Source organism: Pyrodictium delaneyi (genome assembly GCF_001412615.1).
Taxonomy (GTDB): domain Archaea; phylum Thermoproteota; class Thermoprotei_A; order Sulfolobales; family Pyrodictiaceae; genus Pyrodictium; species Pyrodictium delaneyi.
The window spans coordinates 1,630,509-1,656,623 of sequence record NZ_CP013011.1 but is presented as its reverse complement, the minus strand read 5'-3'; the positions used below and the strand labels follow the sequence as shown (position 1 = coordinate 1,656,623).

The following is a 26,115-nucleotide window of genomic DNA, read 5'->3' as shown; positions in this document are numbered from 1 at the left end:
GGACGCTTAGAGGTGTAAACCATGGCGCTCGGTGTACCAGTACTAGTCCTAAAGGAGGGTACACAGAGGGTATACGGTAGAGAGGCCCTACGCAACAACATACTCGCTGCTAAGGTTCTCGCCGAAGTCCTCAAGAGCAGCCTAGGTCCACGCGGCCTAGACAAGATGCTAGTAGACAGCTTCGGCGACGTAACAATAACCAACGACGGCGCCACAATACTAAAGGAGATGGAGATACAACACCCAGCAGCAAAGCTACTAGTAGAAGTTGCAAAGGCCCAGGACGCTGAGGTAGGCGACGGCACCACAAGCGCCGTAGTTCTATCCGGTATGCTCCTAGACAAGGCAGAGAACCTCCTAGACGAGAACATACACCCAACAACGATAATCGAGGGCTACAAGAAGGCCCTTGACTTCGCCCTCAAGGAGCTATCTAAGATAGGTATCAAGGTCGACATAAACGACCGCCAACTCCTAAAGAGGATAGCCTCTACAAGCCTATACAGCAAGTATGTAGGCAGCGGCGCCACAATGGACAAGCTGACAGACATGGCCGTAGAGGCTGTACTACGTGTCGCAGAGCCTAAGGGCGACGGCACCTACGAGGTACGCCTAGACAGGATAAAGATTGAGAAGAAGAAGGGCGGCAGCCTACTCGACAGCCAGCTCATAGAGGGCATCGTGCTCGACAAGGAGGTTGTACACCCTGGCATGCCTAGGAGGGTTGAGAACGCTTACATTGTACTCCTCGACGCTCCACTAGAGGTCGAGAAGCCAGAGATAACTGCAAAGATCAACATAACATCCCCAGAGCAGATAAAGGCCTTCCTAGATGAGGAGGCACGCCTACTACGCGAGATGGTTGAGAAGATCTATAGTGTTGCTGTTGAGCGTATGAAGAAGGATGGTCTCGAGCCTGGTAAGGCTGGCATCGTGGTAATAACCCAGAAGGGCATCGACGAGGTAGCACAGCACTTCCTAGCCAAGAAGGGCATAATGGCAGTAAGAAGAGTAAAGAGGAGCGATCTAGAGAAGCTAGAGTACGCCACTGGCGGCAAGATTGTGAGCAGTCTACGTGACCTCAAGCCCGAGGATCTAGGCTTCGCTAAGCTAGTAGAGGAGAGGAAGGTCGGCAACGATAAGATGGTGTTCATAGAGGGCTGCCCCAACCCCAAGGCAGTAACAATACTCATACGCGGCGCCAACGACATGGTGCTAGATGAGGCTGAGAGGAGCCTAAACGACGCCCTCCACGTGCTCCGCAACGTGCTAAGGAAGCCCATGATAGTACCCGGCGGCGGCGCTGTAGAGGTAGAGCTAGCTCTAAGGCTGAGGAAGTTTGCTGAGAGCCTCGGCGGCAAGGAGCAGCTAGCAGTAGAGGCATACGCAGACGCACTCGAGGAGATACCAATGATACTAGCAGAGAGCGCTGGCATGGATGCACTACAGGCACTAATGGACCTAAGGAGGCTACACGCCGAGGGCAAGACCTTTGCCGGCATCGACGCCATAAACGCCAAGATAGAGGAGGATATGACTAAGATCAACGTGATAGAGCCTATACTAGTCAAAGAGCAGGTACTCAAGAGCGCAACAGAGGCTGCAACAACAATACTAAAGATCGACGACGTGATAGCCGCCGCCCCCAAGACCGAGGAAAAGAAGGGTAAGAAGGGTAAGGAAGAGTAAAGAGAATTTTCTAGCCCTTCCCTTCTAGTTCACTAGAACAGCTTTTTGTCATGCATTAATCTCGACTCGTACCACTTAGTACTAGTTGTTAAGGTTCTGCTTTTATACTGCCCTTGAGCTGGCATTCAGAGTGCGGGGGAGAGTATGCAAGCCCAGCAGCTCGACGCCAACGAACTCAAGAAGAAGATTAAGATTGGGCCACCATGGCTTACACGGTTCGAGCGTGCAAGAATCATTGGCGTCAGGGCACTCCAGATAAGCATGGGTGCACCTGTATTAATCAATGCAGAAGATCTTCCAAAGAGCATTAAAGAGGATCCAGTTCTCCTCGCCAAGGAGGAACTGAAAGCAGGCATACTGCCAATGACTATCATACGTTATACTAGGCGCGGCGATGTGCAAGCCATTCCTCTAAAGTGGTTGGTAGAGCTAGATAAACTTAGACTCCGTATACACTAGATTGTCTTAGTCATATTTCCCTTTATACTACTCCACTAAGGACGCGCATTACTTTTACTAAGAAACTGCCCACCGTTACATGTTTTGCCGCTGTTACCAAAGTTGTCATTGATTGTTGTCAAGCACAAGGTATAGATGTCTGGAAATAGCGAGGGAGCATCAACAATATGCCGGTGAAAAGACGTACTGTCTGGAGGGCTAGAACACAGAGAGGCTGTAATATAGGATATGGGTACGTGCTCGTTGTAGCCGAGAAGCCTAAGGCTGCCCGCAAGATAGCAGAGGCTCTCTCAAATAGCAAGCCAAGACTCTGCAGATTTGGGAAAGTGCCATATTGGATTGTCTCATGGCAAGGACGTACATACGTTGTGGCCTCCGCGGCCGGCCACCTATTTGGGCTGACTACCGATGAGAGGGGTTTTCCTGTATTCAACTATTATTGGGCTCCTCTATGGCATATAGATGCTAGCGCCTCGTATACTAAACCCTTCTTCGAGACGCTAGAGGCTCTGGGCCGCAAGGCTTCCGCCTTCATTAACGCATGTGACTATGATATAGAGGGCAGCGTAATCGGTTACATGATTATCAAGCATCTTGGCGGAGTCAATAGAGCCTATAGGGCTAAATTTAGTGCGCTAACACGGCAGGACATACAGCACGCCTTTAGACGTCTAAGTCCCCTAGATTGGGACATGATAGAAGCCGGACTTGCCAGACACGAGCTTGACTGGATATGGGGCATTAACGTTAGCAGAGCACTCATGGAGTCATTATACTCTGTTACAGGTAGGCGTATAGTATTGAGTGCTGGTAGAGTCCAATCTCCCACACTCATAGAGGCTGTTGCACGTGACCGAGAAGTCAACCTATTTGTTCCTATACCGAGTTTTGCTGTCAACGTTTCTATAAGTATTGGTGGATTTACCTATACTGGACGTATAGCCGTCTACGATACACGTCGAGAAGCAAAACTCGCTGCAGAGAGATTGAAGAAGCTACGTTTTCTTAAGGTTACATCATACCGTGAATGGAAGGAGAAAGTACCTCCGCCATATCCTTTCAACCTCGGCGACCTTCAAGCCGAGGCCGCCAAGTACTTTGGCTACAGCCCAATGTTTACACAGAAAATCGCCGAGCAATTATATCTAGACGGGCTGATTAGTTATCCACGGACTAATAGCCAAAAGATCCCCGACACTGTAGACGTTGTATCCATAGTTAAGGGGCTACAGAGGATGGCCGAATACAGACAACTGACAAGCTACGTACTAAGGGCTGCAAGTGGATTGCCGCGTCCACGCAACGGTCCTAAAGATGATCCAGCGCACCCTGCCATACATCCCACCGGCGAGGTTCCAACAGAGCCTCTTACTGGTGCACGGAAGAAGATATTTGATCTCATCGTCCGGCGGTTTCTAGCCTCTATGGCACCCGCAGCCATAATAGCTCATGCACGTGCCAGACTTACAGCATCCAACATAGGCTCTCTCGAACTTGCAGGACTATACATACAAGAACCTGGCTGGCTTAATATATACCATTTTGCCATGCCCCAGGAGAGTCGTATACCACGGCTTCGTGTCGGCGAGAAAATAGAGATCAAGCGTGTATCTGTAAGAGTGGTCTATAACAATCCTCCAGAACCCTATACTAAGGCTTCTCTTGTGAGATGGATGGAGCGTGTTGGCATAGGCACTGAGGCTACCAGAGCTAGGATAGTCGAAATTCTATTCGAGCGCAAATATTTGAGCCTAAAAGGCAGGAAAGTAGAGGTAACGGAGCTAGGTCATGCCGTAGCGGAGATATTAGCAAAGTATTTCCCTCAGCTTACGAGCATAGAGTTGACGCGCTATTTCGAGGAAAAGCTCGAATCCATTAGAAACAAAAAGTCCACCCGCTTGGAAGTCATAAAGGAGGCCAAGACTTTACTAAGAACTATACTTACCAACTTCAAGTCGACAGCAATGAGGGATGTTGGCATAGAATTAGCCAAAGCTCTTAACATCGTGACGCCGGATAAGCATTGTATTGTATGCTGGCGTGAACCACTTGAAAACAACTTATGCCGTTTCCACTTAGAGGCATTAGAGAAGTTACAAGCAGCCTTTAACGAATGGCGCAAACGCGACGACATAGACTGTATTGAATTCCTGCGTAAAGTCTCACGGCTTAAATCTACCGGGCGATGGATACGCGAGGTCTCCGAGTATTTTGCCAAGAAAGGTAAGTGTCCTTTTACCTCTGTGTAATGAAGGTAAGAAGTCCAAGGTATGGTATACGGAGTGGCACTTTAACACTTCTACCATCTATACCTATGTTAACTTGATACACTACCCCAACCACCTCATCATAGCTTATACCCGGATACGGTTGTAAACCTAGAGCAACATCGTCAACAGGATTGTTATCTCCTTTAGTCACATAGCATACAGGGTTACACTGGGGCCCCGTCTTTATGCCGACAACACGGTGAATAACTAGCTCTCCCCTTAGGCTCTGGTAGACTAGTATATCACCAACCTTTATGTCATCGGGAGGAGGTTTGTAGACTATTACAATGTCACCATTGTAGAGTGTAGGTAGCATGCTATATCCTTCGACCACAACAAAGGGCGTATCAACATTTAATTCGTTCTTTATATAACTTTTTATGATTAGCAGCACTGAAGCAAGCAGCAATAGTATTGCTAGTGTCTTCAAGAGCACTCTTACGCTCTCCTGCATTAAAAGACCCCGGAAATTAGTTGTATTAATCGATACTATCAAACAATTTATGTCTCATTTATGTAATCTAATCTTCTTCATCTATATCGTCTATATCTATTTCTATTATTTCTCCACGGCGTTCCTCCTTTTCCTTGTCACTCTTTATTGCCGCCTTAGCTCCCTTGCCAGACTCTACTTCAACTTCATTACCACCGACCTTTATTTTAGACACTACCGATCTCCATCGGTGACCACATTCTGGACAGACGAAGCTACCCATCACTGTTATTGTTATACGCCCCTTGGCGTCGGGAAAGGGCGATACTAGCTGCCATGTTTTGGAAGGTTCTGTTCTAGTACCGCATTGGGGACAGACATAAGGGTCTCTCTTCCTTCTCGGCATCGACACCACCGTTAGCTTAGCTCTACCGCATTAGTGCTAGCATAATGGCTATCCGCTAATAGGCTTGCGCTAACTCTAGACAAGTTGCTTCAACCTTATTGATGGCGAGAGTTCTTCAAGTTCATCCATGAGTGTTGATATTATGTTGTTTATAGTTGCTGGTCGAGGTTCCGCACCCATTACTGGTACATGAATTTCAAGCTTTACACGATTGTTGTCAGCGCTAAGTACTAGTATTGTGATGTCTTGTGGTCTCGTAGCGAGTCTTGCCTCGCCTAGGATACTCTTGATATTACGCTCAAGTTGCTCTATAGGGTTACCTTTCTCAACCTTAGGTATGTTTAGCTCTACTTCTAGCGCTACAGTGCTTTGAACGTTTGCCAGTTGCGCGACAGGCTCGCTTAGCATTACGTGATTTGGTATGTAGACTATTTTACCTGAAAGCGTACGTATCCGTGTATGGAATAGTCCTGTTCCGATGATTTTGCCTTTTATACCGAGGCGTGGTAGCTCTATGAGTGTTGCAGCTCTATGAGTTTGTCTAAACGCCAACATTATGTAGTATGCAGATATATCTGCTATTATGCTCCAATTCGCTAGCAATATTGCAGCCAGTGCTACTATTAATACATAGATGACCTCTCTTGCACTCGTGAACATGTAGATTAGTGTTATTATCGTTACTGTATATGTTACGAGCGAAACTAGCCGGTAAATTTGTTCGGCAAGTGTACTGGATACGAGATCACGTTTCTGTAGACGGAGCAGTATAGATCTCACTATGCGCAGAAACAAATACACAACTACAAATACTATTGATAATTGTATAAGCGGTGTCAATAGCTGTGTCTTTATAAATCCTGCAGCTTGGCCTATGAGGCTGGTCACATTATCAACTGTTAGAGTCTGTGTTGTTTCATTTGCAACCACGTCTTGATGACACCCCCGGTCTGGTAGGCTATCCTCTGTAGACTGCTCATCTAAATGCTTCAAGAAACTCCTCTACTACATCATCGCGTACCAATGCTATAATCTGATACCCAGCTTCTAGTCGTAGAACCTCACCAGGATCGTGGAATTCTTCTCCATCGAATACTGCAAGTATTTTAACACCATGACGCGGATACTTTACTTCATCGAGAAGTTGTCCTTCTACACTACTTCCTTCAGCTATGGTTATCGTAACAAGCCTAAACCCGCCTATGTAAACAGGTACTAGCTCAACTACATTGTATTTACCCTCTATTATACCCTCCACTATTGAGCCTATTACTCTAGGCTCTACTACAACATGCTCAGCAATACCTATTCTGGATAATAATTGTGCGATCCGACTATCTCTGACTTTTACTATGACACGTGGCACTCCATACTCACGGGCCATCAAGGCTACGAACAGATTCACTTCGTCTCTATTTGTAGTAGCCACTACAACATCCACATTCGTTATGTTTACTTCGTCATACGCAGACGGGTCGGTGGCATCTCTTACATAGGATGCTACGTCGGCTTCTTCGGCTACCGCTTTTGCTTTTTTCTCGTCCTTGTCGATAACTATTATTTCGTGCCCCTTTTCCGACAGCCTCTTGGCGAGTAGCGAGCCTAGTTTACCAGCACCAACGATGAGTATACGCACGTCTACAGCCCTTCCGGGCTGGAAGAAGGGGTGCTGTTATATGGGTTTACCGGCTAGTCTCCGCGAAGACTTTACTATAGAGAATGTCCGCGCCAGGATGATTCTAGACTCTAGGGGCAACCCAACAATAGAAGTAGATGTTGTTACGCGCGGAGGCTTCGGACGCGCCGCTGCTCCCGCGGGAGCCTCTAAGGGACTTCACGAAGCTATAGAAGTCAGGGATGGCGGTAGAGAATTTAAGGGCAAGGGAGTCAGCAAGGCCGTATATAACGTGAACAACATTATAGGCCCCAGACTACGTGGACTTGACTCACGTAGACAGAGACTTATAGACTTCATCATGTGTAGACTCGACGGTACACCTAACAAGTCTAGGCTTGGAGCCAATGCCATCGTTGCCACGTCGCTTGCCGTGGCTAAGGCTGCTGCCGACACCGCAGGCATACCACTTTACGAGTACCTTGGTGGCAGTGGAGGGACTTTCATCCTACCTGTACCACTCTTAAACATAATAAACGGAGGCGCACACGCAGGGAATGAACTAAGCTTCCAGGAGTTTATGATAGTTCCCGTGGGCGCTGATACATTTAAGGACGCTCTTCGCATTGCTGTAGAAGTGTACCATACACTTAAACAAGTTCTAAAGAACCGCTACGGGGCCATGGCTATTAATGTCGGCGATGAGGGAGGCTATGCACCGCCTATGAAGAATAATAGAGAGGCCCTTGAAGCTCTCCGTGAAGCTATAAACAAGGCCGGCTACGCATTAGGCGACGATGTACTTCTCGCCCTAGACGCGGCCGCATCACATTTCTACGACGCCGAAAAGAACGTATACTTAGTCGACGGTAAATCTCTCAGTAAGGAAGAGCTTCTTGACTATTATGTCAGCCTCGTAGAGGAGTACCCTATTGCCAGCATAGAGGACCCCTTCTACGAGGATGACTTCGAAGGACACGCAGAGCTAACAAAACGCATTGGCAGCAAAGTCCTTATAGTAGGTGACGACCTCTATGTTACCAATTTAGAGCGCTTAAAGAAAGGCATCGAGTACAGGGCCTCAAATGCTGCTCTACTGAAAGTTAACCAGATAGGAACACTAACCGAAGCTATAGATTACGCATATGCCGCACTACGTAATGGTATGCGTGTAATAGTGAGCCACAGAAGCGGAGAGACCGAGGATACGACAATATCACATATAGCCGTGGGCCTAAGAGTCGGATTCATCAAGACAGGAGCGCCAGCCAGAGGGGAACGGACAGCCAAGTACAATGAGCTTCTACGTATAGAAGAGGAGCTGGCAGGGGACGCCGTTTATGCAGGAAGACTAGTGTACAAAGGCTTCGTCTACCTATATACATCTCATACTATAGGCTAGGTCCTTAACACCATCATTTTTACTTATGGGATACAACCCTTTATATCAATTCAACACTGCATTGCAAAGGGCCAGAGTACAGGTTACGGTGATTACCATCTATGAATAAGTGTAGACTAGTACTCATTGCAACTACTAAACCTTGGCGGCTACCCTCCGCTATAGAGGAGCTTGGCGACGCACTCTTCAGGTATGATGAGAGTGTAAATGTATATGCAGATGAAAGAGTACCCCTACTATACGTCTTTTCGTGCAAACTAGAGCCCATGCATGCATTTAAGCTCGTTGTCAGAGAGCCTCCGGCATCTATAGAGCGGGTAATTCCGGTGGAATATCTCGTCGAGCTAACAGCTAATGTTGAAGATTCCTCTTCAGTAAAACGTCTAATCGATGTGCTGTACAGTCTCATACGCGATCGTGTAAAAGACGATACTATCGGCTTAGAGGTTAAGCCCCGAGGATTCTTCATGCTAGGTGGAGATGATAAAAGGTGGAACAACGCTCTATCTAACTCCCTAACCGCCCTGGTGGGACTTAGGATTCTACGCAAGTCTGATTACGTACTAAAGCTTGAAGATACTAGGTACGGCATTGTTGCGGCTATCATGAAAAGTAAGTGGGATCGTATGCAGACATGGCGTAAGATGAGACTCGGCAACACCTCGGCGGAAGAGAGTAAAAGGTAATACATGGCGTAGGTTACATGGGTAGACTGAAACTATGCCTACCGCACGTGACATAATCGAAAGTGTCCTCGAGCACCCTTCAGTATTCAAGAGTAGGGAGAAACTATACCCAGAGTATGTGCCCGCGTATCTGCCACACAGGGAGGAACAACTCAAGAGCTTGGCTACTTACTTCCGTCCATTATTGTTAGAACCTGGCACGATCTCTCAGCGTGTACTGCTAGTTGGTAGCATAGGTACCGGTAAGAGTGCTACAGCACGGAGATTCGGAAGCGACTTCAAGCATCTTGCACGGCAACGTGGAATAAAGCTAGAATATGTACATGTCAACTGTCATCGCGATAGAACTCTATACTTCGTAGTACAAGAGATAGCTAGACAGCTGCATATACCTATACCTCCTCGAGGTCTCTCAGCACAAGAGATGTTCCAAATAATACTGAAACATCTCGAGAATAGAAACATCTACACTATAATAACACTTGACGAGTTCGACTACTTTATAGAAGTTGCTGGCAACGATGCCGTCTACTTCCTCGTACGAACATACGATGAACATCCAGAGCTTACCAAACGAATAAGCTACATATTCATCACGAGAGGGTTAACCAGCCTAAGCCGTTTAGACTCGGCTACCGAAAGCTATCTAGTCAGAAATGTCATACACTTTAAGCCATACACCAGCGCAGAGCTATTTGATATACTGAAATACCGAAGCAGCGAAGCATTCTATGAAGGCACTATCAGTGATGACGTGCTGAACTATATCTCTGAACTAGTGGGCGTCGACACCGGCGGAAGCGGTAATGCACGCCTGGCACTAGAAATACTTATGCTGGCCGGAACGGAAGCTGATAATGAAGGCTCTCCCACAGTTACTATAGAGCACGTAAGGAGAGCCTTTGCAAAAACAAACCCCAACCTTTCAATAATGATAAATGATGTCATAAAACATCTGCCATTACACGAGCTACTCATACTCTTGGCAGCAATACGAAGCCTGAGGCATTCGTCAGAAGCATATGTCAGAATAGGCGAGGTAGAGGAAGAATACCAACGCATATGTGAAGAAATAGGCGAAAAACCAAGACGGCATACACAAGTCTATGAATACGTTATGGACTTGAAGAAGAGGGGCATTATAGATGCTCGTGTATCAGGAAAAGGTTATCGTGGAAAGAGTACACTAATAGGCATAAGTATAGGCCCCCTTGAACTCCTTGAGAAACACATAACCGAGATAATAGAGTACAAGAGGGAAACGGAGTGAGCAATATAAACAATATAAATAAACAGATAGCAGAGCTACTCGGCAGCAAGGGTAAAGTAAAGATAATATATACGCTCGTAAGGAGTGGCCAGTTGAACATAACACGAATAGTCAAGGATACCGGCCTCCATCACCGCCTTGTAGAGCAACACCTCAAGGATCTGAAGAGACTAGGCCTTGTAGAAGAACAACGCATTGGTAGACTTAGACTTTTTAGCCTAAGATACGACAATCCTAAGACTGCGTTAATAATAGAACTGCTAAAGAGTCTCGAAGACTTATCGTAGACACTAAATTAAATCATGATTCTCTAAGTCAGAAAAACAACTCATTAGGATAACATTTAGAGCCCTTGTCGCACCCTCTTTGCACCTGGACAGTCTATGGTGTATAATGCTATGTCTGCCCTATCATCCTCTAGGCCAAAAATGATAGATATATCGCAGAAGCCCACCATTTACCGCGAAGCAGTAGCTTATGGTAGAATTAAATTAAAGAAAACCACAATAGATCTCATACGTAGAGGTGAAATTGAGAAAGGGGATCCACTCTCTGTTGCAGCAATTGCCGGTATTCAGGCTGCTAAGTTAACTCCTCAGTTACTACCCATGTGCCACCCTATTGAGATAACAAGCGTTGATGTAAAATGTTTCATAGAGGACGATGAGCACGTAGCGTGTAGGGCTCGTGTAAAAGCTATCGCGAGAACCGGTGTCGAGATGGAAGCACTGACAGCTGTCAGCGTAGCTCTACTCAACGTATGGGATATGGTAAAAAAGATAGAAAAAGACGATAGAGGCCTCTATCCCGAGACCCTTATAGAGAAAATAATCGTTGAGAACAAAATTAAGGCAGAAACACCGTTAGGGAGCTAGTACTATAGCTATATAGGGAGTGTTGTTTGAGTACCTCCACCCTTTCTTCTACGCCGGGAACTCGTCCTCCTAGTACTCTTGCGTTTCACTGAACTACTACTGCTAGTGCTGGCAGCAACGCTTGCATGTTGCACACTCTTGTTGGCAGCTGTTTTTGTGCGAGCTGGTGCGCTGGCTGCCCTTTCCAGCCTTAGCAGCAACATGTTAATGTGCTCCTTTACCTGGTTATAAACTGGACCTGCCAAATACTTTATCATACTATCAGTCAGGTTGTATCCTATGGCTATGCGAGCTGCATAGTCTGGACGTTCACGGAAGATCATAGAAAGAAATGGAATTATTTCGCTTTTCGCTCTAGCCTTAGATATGTGTAGCCTTTTTGCGAGAACTTCGGCTATAGCATCCCTTACCTCCCTAGTCTCTTTGGTACGTGCTAGCAACAGTATCTTCTGCGGAAACTGATACTTTGCCCACTTGAACTTGCTCTTCTTTCTAGCTAGAGCAATACCTGGACCCGCTAAGTCGAAGACATACGATAACAGATCCCATGACTGCGTTCTCCTTATCCTGCCCATAAAGATGTCTGCACGAGCCAGAGATTCGTGGGCACGCCATATATCCTCTGGATCACTATACTGTATGGCAATATTCTCGTTAAGCCATTGCAACATAGTGTCATAGTCCAGATCTGCATGTGTAACTGCCCTCTTTGCCTGCCATGCATATTTAGACATGAATAAATGCCGTAACATCTCCCATGGCGAGTATTGTCTATCCCTTGAAGTCAGTACACCCCTAACTATGTCTACTGTGACTCTTCCATATCCCTCAGCTATAGCTTGCAAGTCATTTATAGCTGAGCGTAGATCTCCCTCCGCACGCTGTGCAATTAGTTTTAACGCTGCATCCTCACACTCAATACCTTCTGCTATACATATTCTCTTCAATGCTTGCACAACATGCCTTTCAGACAGTCTATTGAACGGTATCATCAGCGCTGCCTCCCGGAGAGGACGGAGTTTCTGATCCCATGGATCATTAGCAGTCATCACTATCGGGTGCCTAGTAACATTAATGAGGTCGAGTATAGCGTCGAGTCCTCCCCTATCAGCTGTGCCTGATATACCGTCTACTTCGTCAAGTAGTATTATTCTCTTGCGACCAAAGAGACTATACTGTGTTGCCGCAACTTTCGCTATTCTCTCTATATCTTCTCGTCGACGAAAGTCAGAGGCATTCATCTCTATAAGTTCTAGTCCATACTCGTGAGCTGCTGCTTCAACAAGGCTAGTCTTGCCTACGCCTGCAGGTCCATAGAAGAGCGCTGCTTTTTTCTCCGGTGGCCGGCCTCGTAACCATTGCCTAAGCCAAGGTATGAATTTCTCCTTTGCCTGTTCCTGGTCTACTACGTCTTCTACTCTACGTGGCCTATATTTTATAATCCATGGTAAGTTCCTTGTTACCACACCTTAGTCCCTCTCTCAAGACGGACACTATGCACTATTAAAATACGTCCGCTGATAACTTCTATCTCACTAGTACGGTACGCAAAAACAATAAATCAAGATGTGCTACGGAGCTTTTGGCCTAACAATGTTAACCATGCGAGGAAGGCATTTAGCTGTATCTCGTCATCAGCACCCTCTACTAGCCTAAACTGTATCTCGCCAGTATAGTCAGCTATCATTACTCTTATTTCCTCGGGCAGCTTAAGCTCCTGGCCAAATATCTCCCTGTGTATCTGCTTGATGACGTCAACTCCACTTAGACCATAATTTATCATTAGTGCTCTAAGTTTTTCTCTGGCTTTGAGAAACTCGCCCTCAAGAGCTAGCCGGATTATCTCCCTAATCTCCTTAGGATGTGCAAGCCCAACTACCTTGTACACTACCTCCGGCGTTACGGTGCCAAGGGCCGCAGCTGCTTGTAGTATGTTGATAGCCCTCCTCATATCGCCCTCGCTTACCTCGTAGATTGTCTCAAGGCCTTCCTCGGTATACTTGCATCCCTCCTGTTCACATATCCACTTAAGCCTAGCTATGACATCTTCTTTCTTCAGCGGTGTGAACCTAAATATAGCACAACGTGACTGTATAGGCTCAATTATTTTGCTCGGAAAGTTAGCAATAAGTATGAAGCGCGTAGAGACCGTATACATTTCCATTAGGCGGCGTAGGGCTTGCTGTGCATCAGCTGTCATATTGTCGGCCTCATCTAGCAACACAATCTTGAACGGCACATTGGGTGGTGTCCTGCTACGAGCAAACTCCTTTACCTTCGTCCTTATGGTATCTATACCTCGCTCGTCACTAGCATTTAGCTCCAACATGTACTGTAGATAGTTTTCGCCATAAAGATCGTGAGCCAGCGCATGTGCTGCAGTAGTCTTTCCTGTGCCCGGAGGCCCCACGAAGAGTAGATGCGGCATGTTCTTTTCTTCAACGAATTTCTTTAGCCTCCTAACTATCTCTTCTTGGTTCACAATCTCGTCGAGGGATCTGGGACGGTACTTCTCCGCCCAGAGTAGTTCAGCAATACTCGAGGCCAAGGCTTAATCCTCCTTCCTCCCATACGGTGGCTGTACCAAGTTAACGCCTATATTAGGGCAGTCTCGCCAATTAAGGCTGGGCTTTCTCGTTGCTGAAGAGTAAGCTCGAGCTATTACTCAAAATATCAGAGATGGAGTATAAGCTCCGCCCCGTCAGAGTAATGATTGTCCGCGACGACAAACCATTAACACTAGACGGTCAGCGCATAGAGTTACAGAAGGGCATAGAAATAGAGGTCCCCTACTGGCTAGCGAGGGCACTTACACACGAAGGCATAGCAGAGGTTACTGAATCACCGATAAACATAGAAGATATCGCCCGCGTACACTTCTCCGTATTAAGCGCACGCACACCCGCCGAACTAGAGCCTTTGCCGCAGAATTTCTACCAGGATGTCAAGGAGTTCATAAGAAGCCTGGAGGATAGAGTAAGACGGGAACTAAACCCTATTCTGCTCGAAGAGAAACAGAAAGCACTCCAATACCTCCTAGAGATAGTTGACAAGCGCCTACTTATAATGCTGCAAAGTCTCCGCAGCCCTACCAGTATGGCCGAAATATCATCAAAACTTGCACCCGAAGAGTCTGCTCTACTAGATACACTCTATAAGACTATAGAACTCTGGCGGCGTCATCTATTACCCCGGTCAAACTAGGGTGTTCCCATAGTTTCACTCCACACCTTGCATGTGTAAGAAGGGTTAAGGGGGTACACCTGCTACATAGGCTGGTCTAGGGCCGGAACCGAGGTATAGCATAGCCATGACGACGCTGTCAGCTGAGCTTGAGCAAGAGCAGATAGTAGATGTACATGAGAAGTTCTACGAGTTCGTGCGGAGTTTCCGCGACCGTAACGGTTCATACAAGTACCGTGAACGTATAAAACAAATGATAACAATGGGCCAGAAGAGCCTAATAATAGACTATAACGACCTTTACCTCTTTGACAATAGATTAGCAAGACTGCTCATAGAGAAGCCGGACGAGGTACTCCAGCAGGCCAGCGAGGCAGTTAAGGAGATAGTCCTACACGAAGCACCAGATTATGCCGAGTCCATTGATAGGTTCTATGTACGTATACGTGCGCTTCCGAGAGTAGTACCGCTTAGAAGGCTGAGAAGCGAATATCTCGGAAAACTTGTAATGCTTGAAGGTATACTAGTTAGAACAACCCCCGTGAAAGAGAAGATAGTCAAGGCCCGATTCATGCACTGCACTCGAGAACACGGTTGCCACAAGTTCGACTGGCCTCCGGAAGGCGAACTTGTAGGCGATATCCTTGAGCGCCCGCCTGCATGCCCTGTGTGTGGCTCTTCTAGTGGCACCTTCCGCCTATTACCAGAGGAATCTAAGCTAATAGATTGGCAGCGAATCGTGCTACAAGAGAGGCCCGAGGAAGTACCCCCAGGCCAGCTACCAAGAAGCATAGAGGTAGTACTGCAGGACGAGCTAGTAGATAGTGCTAGGCCTGGCGATAGAGTAAGCATCGTGGGCATCGTCAGGGTTAGGCCAGATTCGATATCAAAGAAGCGCGCAGTCTACGACCTATACATAGAGGCCAACCACATAGAGGTATCACAAAAGATCCTAGAAGAGGTAGTCATAACACGTGAAGACGAGGAAAGAATAAGAGCACTAGCCAAGGATCCATGGGTTCGCAAAAGGATAATAGCGAGCATAGCCCCAGCTATCTATGGCCATTGGGACATAAAGGAGGCTATAGCGCTAGCGCTCTTCGGCGGCGTCCCGAAGGTGACTGAGGACGGTGTAAGGATACGCGGCGACATACACGTACTCATAGTAGGTGACCCGGGTACTGCAAAGAGCCAACTCCTCCAGTATGCTGCAAGAATTGCCCCACGAGGTATCTACACAACTGGTAAGGGAGCAACCGCTGCCGGCTTGACTGCAGCAGTGATACGCGACAAAACGACCGGAGAATACTACCTAGAAGCTGGCGCACTAGTACTCGCCGACGGTGGAGTAGCAGCGATAGACGAGATAGACAAGATGAGGGACGAGGATAGAGTAGCTATACACGAGGCAATGGAGCAGCAAACCGTAAGCATAGCTAAGGCTGGCATAGTAGCCAAGCTGAATGCCAGAACAACAGTGATTGCCGCAGGCAACCCCAAGTTCGGCCGTTATCTAACTAACCGCACTCTTGCAGATAATATAAACCTACCAGTCACTATATTGTCCCGTTTCGATCTCATATTTATACTCAAGGACCGGCCCAGTCCCGAGGAAGACCGAAAACTAGCAAGACACGTTCTCGAGGTTCACAGGGAGACAGAGCGTATAAAGCCAGAGATAGACCCATCGCTGCTCAAGAAATACATAAGCTATGCACGTAGATACATAAGACCAAGACTGACGCCAGAGGCAAGCAAGCTAATAGAGGACTTCTATGTAGAGATGCGTCGCATGAGCAGTGAAAACCCCGAAGGCCCCATAGCCATAACAGCACGCCAGCTGGAGGCGCTTATACGTCTAGCCGAGGCACATGCAAAGATGGCCCTACGCACTGAGGTAACACGAGAAGACGCTGAGGCCGCAATAAGACTCATGAAGACATTCCTTGAGAGTAGTGGAATGGACATAGAGAGCGGTAGGATAGACATAGATGTGATAATGACAGGCAAACCTAGGAGCAAGCAAGAGAAGCTCACAAGAATTATGGAGATAATCGAGGAGCTCGAAAGCGAGAGCGAGGAGGGATGTGCAAGGCTAAGAGAGATACAGAAGAGAGCTGCAAGCGAAGGAATAGAGTCAAGCCTCGTTGAGGAAGCCATACGCAGCTTCCGTAGAGACGGCATAATATACGAAAAGAGCCTCGGCTGCTACGCTATAGTAAGGTAGGCAAAAGTCCGGCATCCTGGATCCCTGCTTTTCCGGGTCCAGACCTGTACCATCACTATGCTCAATCATATCATCTATCAATTGCTATGTCTTATGCAAGCAGCGTGTAGCATACTCTTCTCTAATATCTAGCACAGCCCGAGAATCGTAGAAGGAGTTGATAGCAGGCCGCCTACGCCTCACCAGCCGTCTCAGAGGATGACTCAAAAAGCTCTAGACAGCCCTCCTTCTCAAGCCTCATACGCCACATGTTTATTGGCATCCACATTATCCATGCCGGCACACGCTTTATGAACTCATAAGCCTCCTCCCAGGTCTCAAGACCGAGCTTCTTAGCTAGCTCCTCGAGGCCCATAGGCCTGTGCAAGTACTCATGTATGACCTCAAGTATCTGCGGCGTGATGAATATCTGCTTCTCCCCGACAGGTATTATGTACTCGCGACACTTCTCGCTCACTCCAGCCACACCCCAGCCAGCCGTGCAGAGACCTGGCCCGTTTAAGCATTTATATGCGGCAACGGGCGGTACCCGGGGGCGGAAGTTACAGCAAGCTACATCACTGCCCCCGGGCGGCGTCAGCGCTGGAACGCACGGGCATCCCGCCCCGATTCCGCAATGCTAACACACTAGAGGTAAAATTCAGCTATAGGTTTGCTCACCTACATAGTTCTCTCCGCCTGGCTCTAGCTCAGGAGGGCTATTACGCGACTATACACCTCGTCTACAAGGGCATCCCTATTCTCGACAGTGACGCGGTACCAATTTCCATATCTTTGGAGCAATGGCAGAATCTCTCTGTCCGATAACCTTTCATGGACTACAAAGAGCCCTGGTTTCTCGGAACGGAGTACGCGTAATATGGCTTCACGAACTCCCATTAGTTTAAGCTCCATTGGACCTATTTCATCTATCACTACTAGGCTTGCTTCGTCCAACCGTTCTAGGACACTTCTTGCAACATCTTCTGCCTCCCGGCATGTGTTATAACGGCCTACACGCGGACCATCACAATTCTCTGTTTTAGCTAGCCAGGCCTCTAGTTTACCGTCAAGGCTTACTATTTTGAAGCCTATACGTCTGCCCCCACGGCGAACTTCCGGACAGAAGAAGCCTACAATATTGTAACCATCTTCATGAAGCTTGTCGACAACCCTACGTACGAGAGTAGTCTTGCCCACGCCTGGCCTACCAGTAACTATCACGTAGCGTAGCATGCTACCCCACCGCTAAAAGACGAGAGAAGCCGGGCTCTAGGATGCCTTGTTCACCGCTAAGTGGCTTCTTAGAAGCTTTCGTCTCCAACAATGTACGTAGGCTACGAGAAGATCTGTCTAAATAGACCATTTCCGAGGAAGCTTAGGCTATACACATTTCCGAGATGCCCACCTATAATGCTCGGCTCTTACCCCAATGATGTATACGTTTTGCAACATATTCTTCCGGTGGCACGTAGAATAGAAGCTTCCCAGTATGGTAATCGCGAATTACCGCTCTTGCCGCTTCTTCTATCAACGGTTCGCCATCACTCTTATATCTCCAACCACGTTTGAGAGCTATAAGTTCAAGTATCTTGTATGGGTCTGTCTCATCTATCCCATAGGCATCCTTGACAGCCCTAGGGTTATATCGTAACGCTTTCTCAAGCAACATAACAGCGGGACGCACTGGATCGCGCAGCTGTTCCGGCGGACGACCACGAAGCACTGCCTCTAAAGGACCACCTTCTACAGGTATAACTCCCGGCGTGTCTATCATGTACAGATTCTCGCCAATACGGTACAGCTGTGCATGAGTTGTATAGCCAGGGCTCCCTGGTATTGGGCTCGTGGAAGCACTATGTCGTCCCTTCAAGGCGTTTATTATAGTAGATTTGCCTGTCTTAGGGAACCCCGTGACAGCAACGATTGCCGGATACATGTCTACAACATCTCTTATAGCTCTTCTTAGGATCCTCGTGCCTTTATGATCCCTAGCTGCCATATATACCGTCCTATAACCCTGGTCTTCGAAGATCCGCTTCCACTTCTCAGCAACCTCACGTGGCACTAAATCGGTCTTATTAATAACTATTATCAGCTTCTTCTGTAGACTTGAAATCATTCGCTCTAACCGCCTACTCCGAGTAGATATGGGGTCTCGGGCATCTACAACCTCTAGTACGACGTCAGCACGTCTTATAATCCATGCTAGCGACCTCCACGATGCTAATATCATCTTAGTCATCCCTCTCGACTTACCTGGTAGATGGATTCCGACTACTCTCCATTTCTGCAACATAGCTGCATACAGCGGCGTACTGTTTATAAAATATTCTACTCCAGTCCCTCTACGCTTTTGATGCAAAGAAATCGAAAAGACTTCTATATCCAGCCGAGACTACTTTGAGCTGCCTCTCCGTGACACCGAAATACGAGAGTATCCTCATTACAGCTGGAACTATCTGATGGTCTATGTAATACTCTATGTCTACTCTTGACGGCTCAACCATAAAGTATGGATAAGCTCTGTTTGATATACTATCTCGCCCTTTGACTATCACATAGCCTATCTTATCCCCTGGCGATACTTCATAGCCTGCATCGCGCATACGCTTAGCAGCGACTACATGCGGTGCCCCATGTTCATACTCCTCTATCCTCTTCGTTAACGTCTTCCATATAACTAGCTTAGTTATGGGTATCTCACCTTCCTTTAGCTTCCTTATAACATCTCTTATATACTCTATAGCTTTGTCTACATCGCCCGTCTTTAGGACTATCTCAGCTACTCTTTCTTGAACTTCCTTGGCCAGCTCGCACCAGTCCCCACGTACAGCCTCAAACCCGACTATGTCAATACGTCCATCCTCAAGAAGGCCCACATACCGTTTCTTGGCCTCAGTAAAGAATACTCTCCGGTATATTTTATCTATCTTTATCTCGAATCCAAGCTCTTTTTCTACAAACTCGATCAGTTTCTTTACCTTCTCCTTATCATAGGCGACGAACAGCGAATCTGTATCACCGTATATCACCTTAAGGCCAAGTTTTCTAGCATAATCTATAGCTGTGAGTATTAAGTTGCGTCCCCAGGCTGTCACAGCTTCCGCACAACGTCTACAATACCACCGAGCATGTGTCCAACCCATATAACCATAGCTAGCATTTGCAAGTACTTTGAGAGCTTTCTGTCTCTCATCATAAACTCTGTACTCGGGACTATCTGGGGAGAGTTCCTTCATTTTCGCACGCACTTGTTTTCGGAGCTTTATGAGGTTTTCAAGCACTATTTTGAAGAAGCCTGGAGGTGCCCGTCGGAATCTATGCCCTACTTCTGGAGCCACATAACAGCCTCCATATTTTTCACACTCAGAAGGGTCATCCACTATGGTGTCGGGGCCAACATTATATTTTATCATTATGCTGGGATACATCGAACTGAAGTCTAGAACAACTACATTTTCGTGAATACCCTTTAGAGGCTTTAAGACTACAGCACCTTTATAGCTTTCTTCATATCGCTTAACCCTATTAGGCACGAGCTCGTTCATATCATAAGCAGCCCTTATAAGGTACCACTCTAGGCGGAAGCCTACCCCCATAGCCCCTACCTGATCTAAGGGGACACCTGTCACTGCCGACAGCTGTATAGCGAAAGGTAATAGCTTCTCAGCGAGACCATATGTTGCCCTTACGTCGTCTAGCGCATACCGCCTCAATACCGTACGTTTCTTCTTATCATCCCAGTATTCGGGTATTCTCCACCACTCTATGAGCACACGCTCACTCTTCTTCATAACACCAAGGTACTCAGCCACTTCCTCCAGAGTCTTCATCTTAATTTCATGCATTTCCTTTACGTAGTCGTATAGGTCTACGTTTAGTCTTCCTTGCACAGAGACATGACCGTAGACGCTCGTAGTAGGCTCTGCACCTACACGACGAGTCACATCTAGCTTTATTCCGAGCCGGCGTGCTCGTTTAATGAGGTATGGCCAGTCGAAATGGTTACTATTATATCCGACTATTATGTCTGGGTCGAAATTGCGTATATAGTCTACAAATTCACGGATAGCACTCCTATCGTTATAGCCGTCAGCTTCGAGGAGCTTTTCGTTACCATTACTATCTTTTAGAGATATGATTATGACTGGGTCCCGGGATGGATTAGGACTTCCTTTCTTACTGTAGACCTCTATATCGAACGCGAGAATTCTCATCTCGGGGAGCTCTATACTAGTTATGTCAGCAATCGGAATCGGCTCGCCGACGATGTTGAATACTTTGCTTACACGAAAACCTTGGCTATGCTCTGTTTCCTCGACCGCCACACGGTATGCCATGAACGGGTATAGCTTTTTGTCAATGATATACCTCATTGCAAACCTTATGTCTGCCTCCAGCGAGTCTTCCACTCCCTCTATCTTCTTCACAGCTTCTCTATACTCTCTGACGGTCTCTGGCACCATTGTAGTTACTCTGACAGCTTTCCGCGGCCTCCCAAAGTACTTCTTATCCACAACTCTTGACTCTATTATCGGACTCTTTGCCATGCTTAACCTCTTTATAGCGGATGCTATGTATTCTGCTTTGGCCTCGTATGAGGGCGATATAAGCGCATAGAAGTAGGGCCGGAATCTTTTATCGAGTAATACTACACGTTCACCATTTAACGTGATACCCCATAGTATTATTACAGGTTCTTTTCCTACTATTTCATAGCTTGAGTCAAGAAGCATGAACTCTATAGTCTCCGGCAAGGGGGATTCCTCCGTTACCCTCTATTGTTAGAAGGAGCGTAGAGAGTGAAAAGTAGTAGTTCCCAGGGATAGACTTGTACACTATATGCCTGGCTAGCCATGATTAGTTGCTCGTACAAGCCTTGACTAGATACAGCAGGGTATCTCGTTGAGCAGTATCATTACTAAGGCGTGACGCCCTCTTCCATAGTAGTCTGTTGCAACCATAACAGGTTTGAACAGATTCGACGCATACAACCTCTGTGCCACGTAGTTGTACACGTCTACTTCGAGTATAAACGATGTGTAACCATCCGCACTGCATAGCTCTAGCAGGCTGTGTAGAAGCGCTGTACCAACACCCTTTCTACGGCACTGTTTCGCGACAGCTATTGATGCTATGTGGCACACATTTCCCGATAGCGGTATACCTATAATATATCCTGTTATCTCGTCCCTATCATTTGTCGATACCAGGAAGTACTTACCCCCGCTGAGACCGTAAAGGAGGTCAAAGTACCATCTAGGGTAGGGGTTTTCGAAGGACTCTATTTCTATCATGAAGGCTGCATCGAGATCCTGGGGCTCTGCAGCTCTAACTGTTTTACAGCACTGCATCTACTGTAGCCCGTAGCGTGGAGGAGGGGACGGCTAAGAAATGAAGATTGTGTATAAGGATCCCCGGCGAGGAGCTGTAAAGGTCGTTCCAGAGACTACTGACGATATTTGGATACTGTCTACAGTAATACAGCCAGGTGATCTTGTCAGGGCACGCACCGTCAGGGAGGTGCACTTCGGCGAGCGAGGGTCGGGACGTAGTAGCCGTGTACCTATGACGCTTACTATACGGGTTGAGAAGACAGAGTTTCAGGCCTTTACTACGCGGCTGAGGATACGAGGTCTTGTAGTAGAGGGGCCGGAGAAGTATGGAGTACTCGGAAAGTATCACACGATAAGTATCGATGTCGGCCGCGAGCTCGAGATTGTGAAACCGCAGGGCTGGCCGCATGCACTCCTAGCTAAGCTTGAGTCCAGCGGACCACAGCCAGCGGCTGTTATCATAGCCGTGGATTACGACGAGTATGCTATAGCCGTGGTTCGTGACCAGGGTGTTAGGGTACTAGCAGAAGGTAGCCTCCATCTTCCGGGAAAGGATGATCCCTTACGCGAGGAGAGGATGAAGGAAGCACTCACAGTCATAGCTAAGACTGCTGCCGGTATAGTGGAGCGGGAAAGACCGCTTCTCGTCGTAGTTGCTGGGCCTGGCAACCTTAAGGACATGGTTGCTGAGCGTCTTCGCCACATGCTGCCGCAGGGGGTGAAGCTACTAACAGATCACGTGTCAATGGGCGGACATGCTGGCGTGCTTGAGGAGGTTAGACGTGGTGTCATGAGAGAGGCTCTCCGTGAAGCCGCTGCCATCAGGGCTGAGAAGATTGTCGAGGAGTTTGAGAAACTGTTGGCTAGGGAGCCGGAGAGAGTAGCATACACATTGGACATTGTTATGGAGGCTGCTAGAATGGGTGCAGTCGAGCAGCTACTTGTGCTCGACGAGCTGCTACACCATCCAGACCCAGAAGTTAGGAGTAGAGTAGATGAGCTACTTAGACTGGCCGATTCTACACGTGCTGAGATAAACTTCGTGAGCATGGAGGCGCCGGTAGGGGCTAAGGTTAAGTCGCTAGGCGGCGTTATCGCTATTCTCCGCTATCCCCTGCAGCTCCAGAGGAAGGCCAGTAGCTAGCCTAGCCGGATATCTTCTCCGCACCTGAGCACCCGGCAGATGCAGATCCGGGTGCAATAGTATCCTATTATCTCCGGGTTCGCCATAGCCCTCTCTGGCCAGTTGTTTCGCCTGGTCGGTAGGCTCGACCTCGAGTACCACTACCATACCATCTGCAGCGACCTTCTCGTACGGCTTCGCAGTCCTCAACGCCTTACGTATAAGTCTTATACGCATCTGCACTCTGTCCTTGTAGCCCGCGGGACAGAAGTGGACCGTTATCTTCTTCGTATTCTTCGATGCCCATTGTACTATCTCTATAGCAGCCTCTCTGCTTCCCTTCACGACTGGAGTGCCTGGAACAATCTTGTATCCACGCATAAGTAGGACACGCATATTATTCTCAGATGCCTCTAGCTCGTTCAAGTTGATAAAGCTAACTCCCATTTCATCCAGCTTTTTTATCAAACGTTTCGTTTCCTCAATCCGGTCAGGAAATATCGGTATCTCAACACCAACGTCTACATCTCTTAGAACTTCAAGTGCAAGCCTAATTCGCTGAAGAACCCAGTCACCAATGACATGGAACCTTATCTCGTCGAGTCCAGCACTCTCTAATGCACGGAGCACAGCAGAAGATGCGTAGCGTCCGCTTGTATACAAGTGTATGTGAAAGTCATCACCAAATATTTCCTTCAATATCTTTATTATTCCTACCGTCCTATCCACCTTTACAAGAGGATCGCCACCAGTTATGCCTGCCCCCTCTGCGCCTATTGCATACACCTCATCAAGTATGTCCTCGAGGCTCTGCACAGGCTCCTCATCAACCCTAATGACATCGTGATATAGCTTCTCCGGAGAGACCGGACAGTAGAAGCACTTATCATCACAAAGCCCAGTGACAAATACAACTATCTTAGAACCTCTTAGACAGAATCTACAACCCCATGGCATATTCCCAACAATAGCGTATACATCACCAACAATGTCTACTGTCCTACCCATAGTAGACTACACCAGAGGCGAGCCCTTCGCGGCAAGCGTGCGCCGAAACACAGGGTTCTCTCTAGCGATTTTTCGAACAGCATCCTCTATCGACTCCCAGGGTTCAAGCTCATACTTAACGAATACACCTGTCCTACCATGCTCATCTCGGCGCGTGAGCACTCTAACTCTCTCAAGCACAGTATCGATGCTTACACCCACTATTCTTGCAACTTCTGCTTCGCGGCCTATTACTGGCGACTCTTTATGCCCTTTAGGGAGCGGCTCGATAAGCACAAGCTTCTTGTTGACCCCGGGGACGCGTTTACCTGAGATGAGCCCATTATAATCAAGAGCTCCACCGAAGTAGTAGAACTCGTACTCTCTTTTGGACAGTTTTGCCAGCGGAAAGGAGACGACACGTTTCTCTTCGGCATCAAGTGATATGTAGACTTTGGGCGTACTCTGCGGGGTTGCTTGTATTATGAGCTTATGCGACACATGTAGCCCTGCTCTCTCAAGTCCAACCTCAACAAGGTAAGATGGCACTATTGAAGGTATGAAGATGTCTATATCACTATCCTTATGAACATCACCCCTAGCTATGCTACCATGCACTATAGGAGCTAGCCTCATCGCTACAAGGGCTTCCATTATGTGTATAGCCTCCTGGCGTAGATCAGCTAATAACTTCCACTGTTTATCGTCATAGACTACTACCCGGTACTCTGCTCGTCGTTCAACTTTGTCGCGTCCCAACATGCCACACCTTGTAGAGCATCCAGATACTCGTGCTCTGAGATATCCTGGAAACTATTGCGATAGTCTAGCCGTCCACACCATGCAATCTAAACACGAGACTACTAGGGACTTATAACTCCAAGCCTCTAGTTCCCCCGACAGCCCTGGATACAAGGGAGGTAGAGCTATAGCGATGCCGGAAACACTTAACCTACTATTACTCTATTTAACGGTTTGGATTTTGCTAACAACTATTCTATGGAAACTGCGTGGTGAAAGAGAGGATTCGAAACTATCTATAAGTCCATTAATAGTCTTGTTGCGTATACCGTCGAGCTTCCACATATTCGACACACTTAGACGCTACCGATTATTAGGGCTATTATTCGATGTCGGCATAGTGGCAACATTCATACTCATGGCCGAGTTCTATAGACTAACCGTGTCTAGGATACTACAGCTTCTTTTCCGCGGAGGACCCGAAGGGGTAGCTCCGATTATGCCTATAATTCCTGGCGTCACTATTAGCATCGAGACATTCTTGTACCTTCTTCCGGGTCTCTCCCTTGCTATAATATTCCATGAGCTTTCGCACGCTCTAGCAGCTCGTTATGAAGGCATCCGTGTCAAGTCTGCAGGATTTCTAATAGCATTAGGAGTACTACCTGCTGCATTTGTCGAGCCTGACGAAGACGAGCTAACAAGAGCTCCAACTCGTAGTAAGCTCAGAGTCTATGCTGCAGGCATACTAGCGAACATAGTTGTGTTTGCAATTCTTAGCGGAGTAATAATTGCTTTATCTCATGGTGGAACATACATAGCCATAGTGGATGTAGAGCCCGGTTCATTTGCCTATAAGGCAGGGATTAGGAGCGGTGACGTCTTCTACTCTATAACGGTAAACAATACTGTATTCCACAGCGTACCCGAGTTTGCAAAGTACCTTGCAAATCTCCGTGAAAAGAATGGTGGAACACTCGCAAACGTGACATTAGTTGTAATATTTCAGACCCTCAAAGGAGAGAACATCACAGTAGTGAAGCCTAGTGTACCTCCATCAGCGCCAGATAGAGAGCTGTATGAACGTATCGGCATATACCTAGCCGATATCCCTTCAACGCTAGTAAAAATGGGATTCAGCGGAACAACGGCATATACAGTATTTATAGTATTAACACTAGCGTCTATGATAAACATAGGATTAGCCATAATTAATGCTGCACCACTCTTCATAACTGATGGCGCCCAGATAATACGCGATATAGCTGTAGCAAAGCTTGGTGAAGAAAAAGGAGGCCTCTTAGCAACTCTTGTGTCGGCCATAACACTATTAGTGCTCTTGCCCAATATACAGCTCTAGCATAAAGGCTTAATAGAAATACCAGCGAGTACACACTAATTCAAATACAAGGCATTGGAAAGGCATAGAGA

25 protein-coding genes are annotated in these 26,115 nt (G+C 47.3%); 12 read left to right on the top strand and 13 right to left on the bottom strand.

All coding sequences use genetic code 11. The features are described 5' to 3' along the window. Positions 1 to 21: 21 nt before the first annotated feature. The 3 genes from thsA to Pyrde_RS08350 all read left to right on the top strand — a co-directional run bounded on the left by thsA (position 22) and on the right by Pyrde_RS08350 (position 4,397). Positions 22 to 1,689: a thermosome subunit alpha gene (thsA, locus tag Pyrde_RS08360; protein ID WP_055409867.1), complete on the top strand. Its 1,668-nt coding sequence runs from the start codon at positions 22 to 24 to the stop codon at positions 1,687 to 1,689. A 144-nt stretch (positions 1,690 to 1,833) separates the two neighbouring features. After that, positions 1,834 to 2,148 (top strand): DNA-directed RNA polymerase subunit K, encoded by a 315-nt coding sequence (locus Pyrde_RS08355; RefSeq protein ID WP_055409866.1) that lies wholly within the window; start codon positions 1,834 to 1,836, stop codon positions 2,146 to 2,148. 167 nt (positions 2,149 to 2,315) lie between these two features. Further along, entirely contained in the window at positions 2,316 to 4,397 is a 2,082-nt protein-coding gene (locus Pyrde_RS08350) for a DNA topoisomerase I (protein WP_055409864.1), read from the top strand. Here Pyrde_RS08350 and Pyrde_RS08345 read toward each other — a convergent pair. From Pyrde_RS08345 to Pyrde_RS08330, 4 genes are all read right to left on the bottom strand, one after another. Beyond that, on the bottom strand, positions 4,384 to 4,872 hold the full coding sequence (locus tag Pyrde_RS08345) for a signal peptidase I (protein WP_055409862.1): 489 nt from the start codon (positions 4,870 to 4,872) through the stop codon (positions 4,384 to 4,386). The genes Pyrde_RS08350 and Pyrde_RS08345 overlap by 14 nt on opposite strands. 67 nt (positions 4,873 to 4,939) lie before the next feature. Continuing rightward, positions 4,940 to 5,257, bottom strand: a complete 318-nt coding sequence (locus tag Pyrde_RS11000) for a CpXC domain-containing protein (protein ID WP_055409861.1) — start codon at positions 5,255 to 5,257, stop codon at positions 4,940 to 4,942. 75 nt (positions 5,258 to 5,332) lie between these two features. Beyond that, positions 5,333 to 6,187, bottom strand: coding sequence for a mechanosensitive ion channel family protein (locus Pyrde_RS08335; RefSeq protein WP_055409858.1), 855 nt, complete (start codon positions 6,185 to 6,187; stop codon positions 5,333 to 5,335). Between the two features lie 46 nt (positions 6,188 to 6,233). After that, positions 6,234 to 6,893 carry a potassium channel family protein gene (locus Pyrde_RS08330; protein WP_055409856.1) on the bottom strand — a complete coding sequence of 220 codons (660 nt, stop codon included), beginning with the start codon at positions 6,891 to 6,893 and terminating at the stop codon, positions 6,234 to 6,236. A gap of 40 nt (positions 6,894 to 6,933) precedes the next feature. On the opposite strand from Pyrde_RS08330, the gene eno reads away from it, so the two are divergent. The 5 genes from eno (at position 6,934) to moaC (ending at position 11,105) form a co-directional block, all read left to right on the top strand. Continuing rightward, the gene (gene eno / locus Pyrde_RS08325) at positions 6,934 to 8,274 is read left to right on the top strand and encodes a phosphopyruvate hydratase (protein WP_055409854.1); all 1,341 of its coding nucleotides are present in this window, start codon (positions 6,934 to 6,936) and stop codon (positions 8,272 to 8,274) included. Positions 8,275 to 8,375: 101 nt separating this feature from the next. Continuing rightward, positions 8,376 to 8,960, top strand: a complete 585-nt coding sequence (locus Pyrde_RS08320; RefSeq protein WP_055409852.1) for a hypothetical protein — start codon at positions 8,376 to 8,378, stop codon at positions 8,958 to 8,960. Positions 8,961 to 8,994: 34 nt separating this feature from the next. Further along, a complete protein-coding gene (locus Pyrde_RS08315) occupies positions 8,995 to 10,230 on the top strand; it encodes an ORC1-type DNA replication protein (RefSeq protein WP_055409850.1) in 1,236 nt (411 codons plus the stop codon). Then, positions 10,227 to 10,517 carry an ArsR/SmtB family transcription factor gene (locus tag Pyrde_RS08310; RefSeq protein WP_055409848.1) on the top strand — a complete coding sequence of 97 codons (291 nt, stop codon included), beginning with the start codon at positions 10,227 to 10,229 and terminating at the stop codon, positions 10,515 to 10,517. The genes Pyrde_RS08315 and Pyrde_RS08310 overlap by 4 nt, the downstream gene beginning before the upstream one ends. A 111-nt stretch (positions 10,518 to 10,628) precedes the next feature. Continuing rightward, positions 10,629 to 11,105, top strand: a complete 477-nt coding sequence (gene moaC, locus Pyrde_RS08305) for a cyclic pyranopterin monophosphate synthase MoaC (protein WP_082419678.1) — start codon at positions 10,629 to 10,631, stop codon at positions 11,103 to 11,105. An 8-nt stretch (positions 11,106 to 11,113) separates the two neighbouring features. On the opposite strand, the gene Pyrde_RS08300 is transcribed toward moaC, so the two are convergent. Continuing rightward, positions 11,114 to 12,571 (bottom strand): replication factor C large subunit, encoded by a 1,458-nt coding sequence (locus Pyrde_RS08300; protein ID WP_055409838.1) that lies wholly within the window; start codon positions 12,569 to 12,571, stop codon positions 11,114 to 11,116. A 95-nt stretch (positions 12,572 to 12,666) separates the two neighbouring features. After that, entirely contained in the window at positions 12,667 to 13,653 is a 987-nt protein-coding gene (locus tag Pyrde_RS08295) for a replication factor C small subunit (RefSeq protein ID WP_055409836.1), read from the bottom strand. A gap of 89 nt (positions 13,654 to 13,742) precedes the next feature. Here Pyrde_RS08295 and gins23 point away from each other — a divergent pair, with 89 nt between their 5' ends. After that, complete coding sequence (gene gins23, locus Pyrde_RS08290) at positions 13,743 to 14,309, top strand: DNA replication protein Gins23 (protein ID WP_055409834.1); 567 nt, start codon at positions 13,743 to 13,745, stop codon at positions 14,307 to 14,309. A 106-nt stretch (positions 14,310 to 14,415) separates the two neighbouring features. Next, complete coding sequence (gene mcm / locus Pyrde_RS08285; protein WP_055409832.1) at positions 14,416 to 16,515, top strand: minichromosome maintenance protein MCM; 2,100 nt, start codon at positions 14,416 to 14,418, stop codon at positions 16,513 to 16,515. Positions 16,516 to 16,687: 172 nt separating this feature from the next. Here the strand turns inward: mcm and Pyrde_RS08280 are convergent, their stop codons facing one another. The 5 genes from Pyrde_RS08280 to Pyrde_RS08260 form a co-directional block, all read right to left on the bottom strand. Beyond that, positions 16,688 to 16,972, bottom strand: coding sequence for a hypothetical protein (locus Pyrde_RS08280; RefSeq protein WP_055410900.1), 285 nt, complete (start codon positions 16,970 to 16,972; stop codon positions 16,688 to 16,690). A 227-nt stretch (positions 16,973 to 17,199) separates the two neighbouring features. After that, positions 17,200 to 17,730 carry an NTPase gene (locus Pyrde_RS08275; protein WP_055409830.1) on the bottom strand — a complete coding sequence of 177 codons (531 nt, stop codon included), beginning with the start codon at positions 17,728 to 17,730 and terminating at the stop codon, positions 17,200 to 17,202. A gap of 172 nt (positions 17,731 to 17,902) precedes the next feature. After that, complete coding sequence (gene rsgA, locus Pyrde_RS08270) at positions 17,903 to 18,730, bottom strand: GTPase RsgA (protein WP_088171936.1); 828 nt, start codon at positions 18,728 to 18,730, stop codon at positions 17,903 to 17,905. 112 nt (positions 18,731 to 18,842) lie between these two features. After that, complete coding sequence (locus tag Pyrde_RS08265) at positions 18,843 to 21,233, bottom strand: DNA-directed DNA polymerase (protein WP_088171937.1); 2,391 nt, start codon at positions 21,231 to 21,233, stop codon at positions 18,843 to 18,845. Between the two features lie 147 nt (positions 21,234 to 21,380). Further along, positions 21,381 to 21,851 carry a GNAT family N-acetyltransferase gene (locus Pyrde_RS08260; protein ID WP_055409824.1) on the bottom strand — a complete coding sequence of 157 codons (471 nt, stop codon included), beginning with the start codon at positions 21,849 to 21,851 and terminating at the stop codon, positions 21,381 to 21,383. A gap of 40 nt (positions 21,852 to 21,891) precedes the next feature. Between Pyrde_RS08260 and Pyrde_RS08255 the strand changes: the two genes are divergently transcribed. After that, entirely contained in the window at positions 21,892 to 22,977 is a 1,086-nt protein-coding gene (locus Pyrde_RS08255) for an mRNA surveillance protein pelota (protein WP_055409823.1), read from the top strand. Here Pyrde_RS08255 and Pyrde_RS08250 read toward each other — a convergent pair. Both Pyrde_RS08250 and Pyrde_RS08245 read right to left on the bottom strand, forming a co-directional pair. Then, positions 22,915 to 23,964, bottom strand: coding sequence for a radical SAM protein (locus Pyrde_RS08250; protein ID WP_055409821.1), 1,050 nt, complete (start codon positions 23,962 to 23,964; stop codon positions 22,915 to 22,917). The genes Pyrde_RS08255 and Pyrde_RS08250 overlap by 63 nt on opposite strands. A gap of 6 nt (positions 23,965 to 23,970) precedes the next feature. Beyond that, complete coding sequence (locus tag Pyrde_RS08245; protein ID WP_088171900.1) at positions 23,971 to 24,705, bottom strand: nucleotidyltransferase domain-containing protein; 735 nt, start codon at positions 24,703 to 24,705, stop codon at positions 23,971 to 23,973. A gap of 220 nt (positions 24,706 to 24,925) precedes the next feature. Between Pyrde_RS08245 and Pyrde_RS08240 the strand changes: the two genes are divergently transcribed. Beyond that, entirely contained in the window at positions 24,926 to 26,044 is a 1,119-nt protein-coding gene (locus tag Pyrde_RS08240; protein ID WP_180385468.1) for a site-2 protease family protein, read from the top strand. Positions 26,045 to 26,115 lie beyond the last annotated feature (71 nt).

Excerpts from the sequence above, each read along its gene's own strand:
- Pyrde_RS11000 (WP_055409861.1), bottom strand. The coding sequence starts at position 5,257 with ATGCCGAGAAGGAAGAGAGACCCTTATGTCTGTCCCCAATGCGGTACT.
- Pyrde_RS08350 (WP_055409864.1), top strand. The coding sequence starts at position 2,316 with ATGCCGGTGAAAAGACGTACTGTCTGGAGGGCTAGAACACAGAGAGGC.
- thsA (WP_055409867.1), top strand. The coding sequence starts at position 22 with ATGGCGCTCGGTGTACCAGTACTAGTCCTAAAGGAGGGTACACAGAGG.
- Pyrde_RS08315 (WP_055409850.1), top strand. The coding sequence starts at position 8,995 with ATGCCTACCGCACGTGACATAATCGAAAGTGTCCTCGAGCACCCTTCA.
- moaC (WP_082419678.1), top strand. The coding sequence starts at position 10,629 with ATGTCTGCCCTATCATCCTCTAGGCCAAAAATGATAGATATATCGCAG.
- Pyrde_RS08345 (WP_055409862.1), bottom strand. The coding sequence starts at position 4,872 with ATGCAGGAGAGCGTAAGAGTGCTCTTGAAGACACTAGCAATACTATTG.
- Pyrde_RS08260 (WP_055409824.1), bottom strand. The coding sequence starts at position 21,851 with ATGCAGTGCTGTAAAACAGTTAGAGCTGCAGAGCCCCAGGATCTCGAT.
- Pyrde_RS08320 (WP_055409852.1), top strand. The coding sequence starts at position 8,376 with ATGAATAAGTGTAGACTAGTACTCATTGCAACTACTAAACCTTGGCGG.
- Pyrde_RS08255 (WP_055409823.1), top strand. The coding sequence starts at position 21,892 with ATGAAGATTGTGTATAAGGATCCCCGGCGAGGAGCTGTAAAGGTCGTT.
- rsgA (WP_088171936.1), bottom strand. The coding sequence starts at position 18,730 with ATGATATTAGCATCGTGGAGGTCGCTAGCATGGATTATAAGACGTGCT.
- eno (WP_055409854.1), top strand. The coding sequence starts at position 6,934 with ATGGGTTTACCGGCTAGTCTCCGCGAAGACTTTACTATAGAGAATGTC.
- Pyrde_RS08265 (WP_088171937.1), bottom strand. The coding sequence starts at position 21,233 with ATGCTTCTTGACTCAAGCTATGAAATAGTAGGAAAAGAACCTGTAATA.
- Pyrde_RS08250 (WP_055409821.1), bottom strand. The coding sequence starts at position 23,964 with ATGGGTAGGACAGTAGACATTGTTGGTGATGTATACGCTATTGTTGGG.
- mcm (WP_055409832.1), top strand. The coding sequence starts at position 14,416 with ATGACGACGCTGTCAGCTGAGCTTGAGCAAGAGCAGATAGTAGATGTA.
- Pyrde_RS08245 (WP_088171900.1), bottom strand. The coding sequence starts at position 24,705 with ATGTTGGGACGCGACAAAGTTGAACGACGAGCAGAGTACCGGGTAGTA.
- Pyrde_RS08355 (WP_055409866.1), top strand. The coding sequence starts at position 1,834 with ATGCAAGCCCAGCAGCTCGACGCCAACGAACTCAAGAAGAAGATTAAG.
- Pyrde_RS08275 (WP_055409830.1), bottom strand. The coding sequence starts at position 17,730 with ATGCTACGCTACGTGATAGTTACTGGTAGGCCAGGCGTGGGCAAGACT.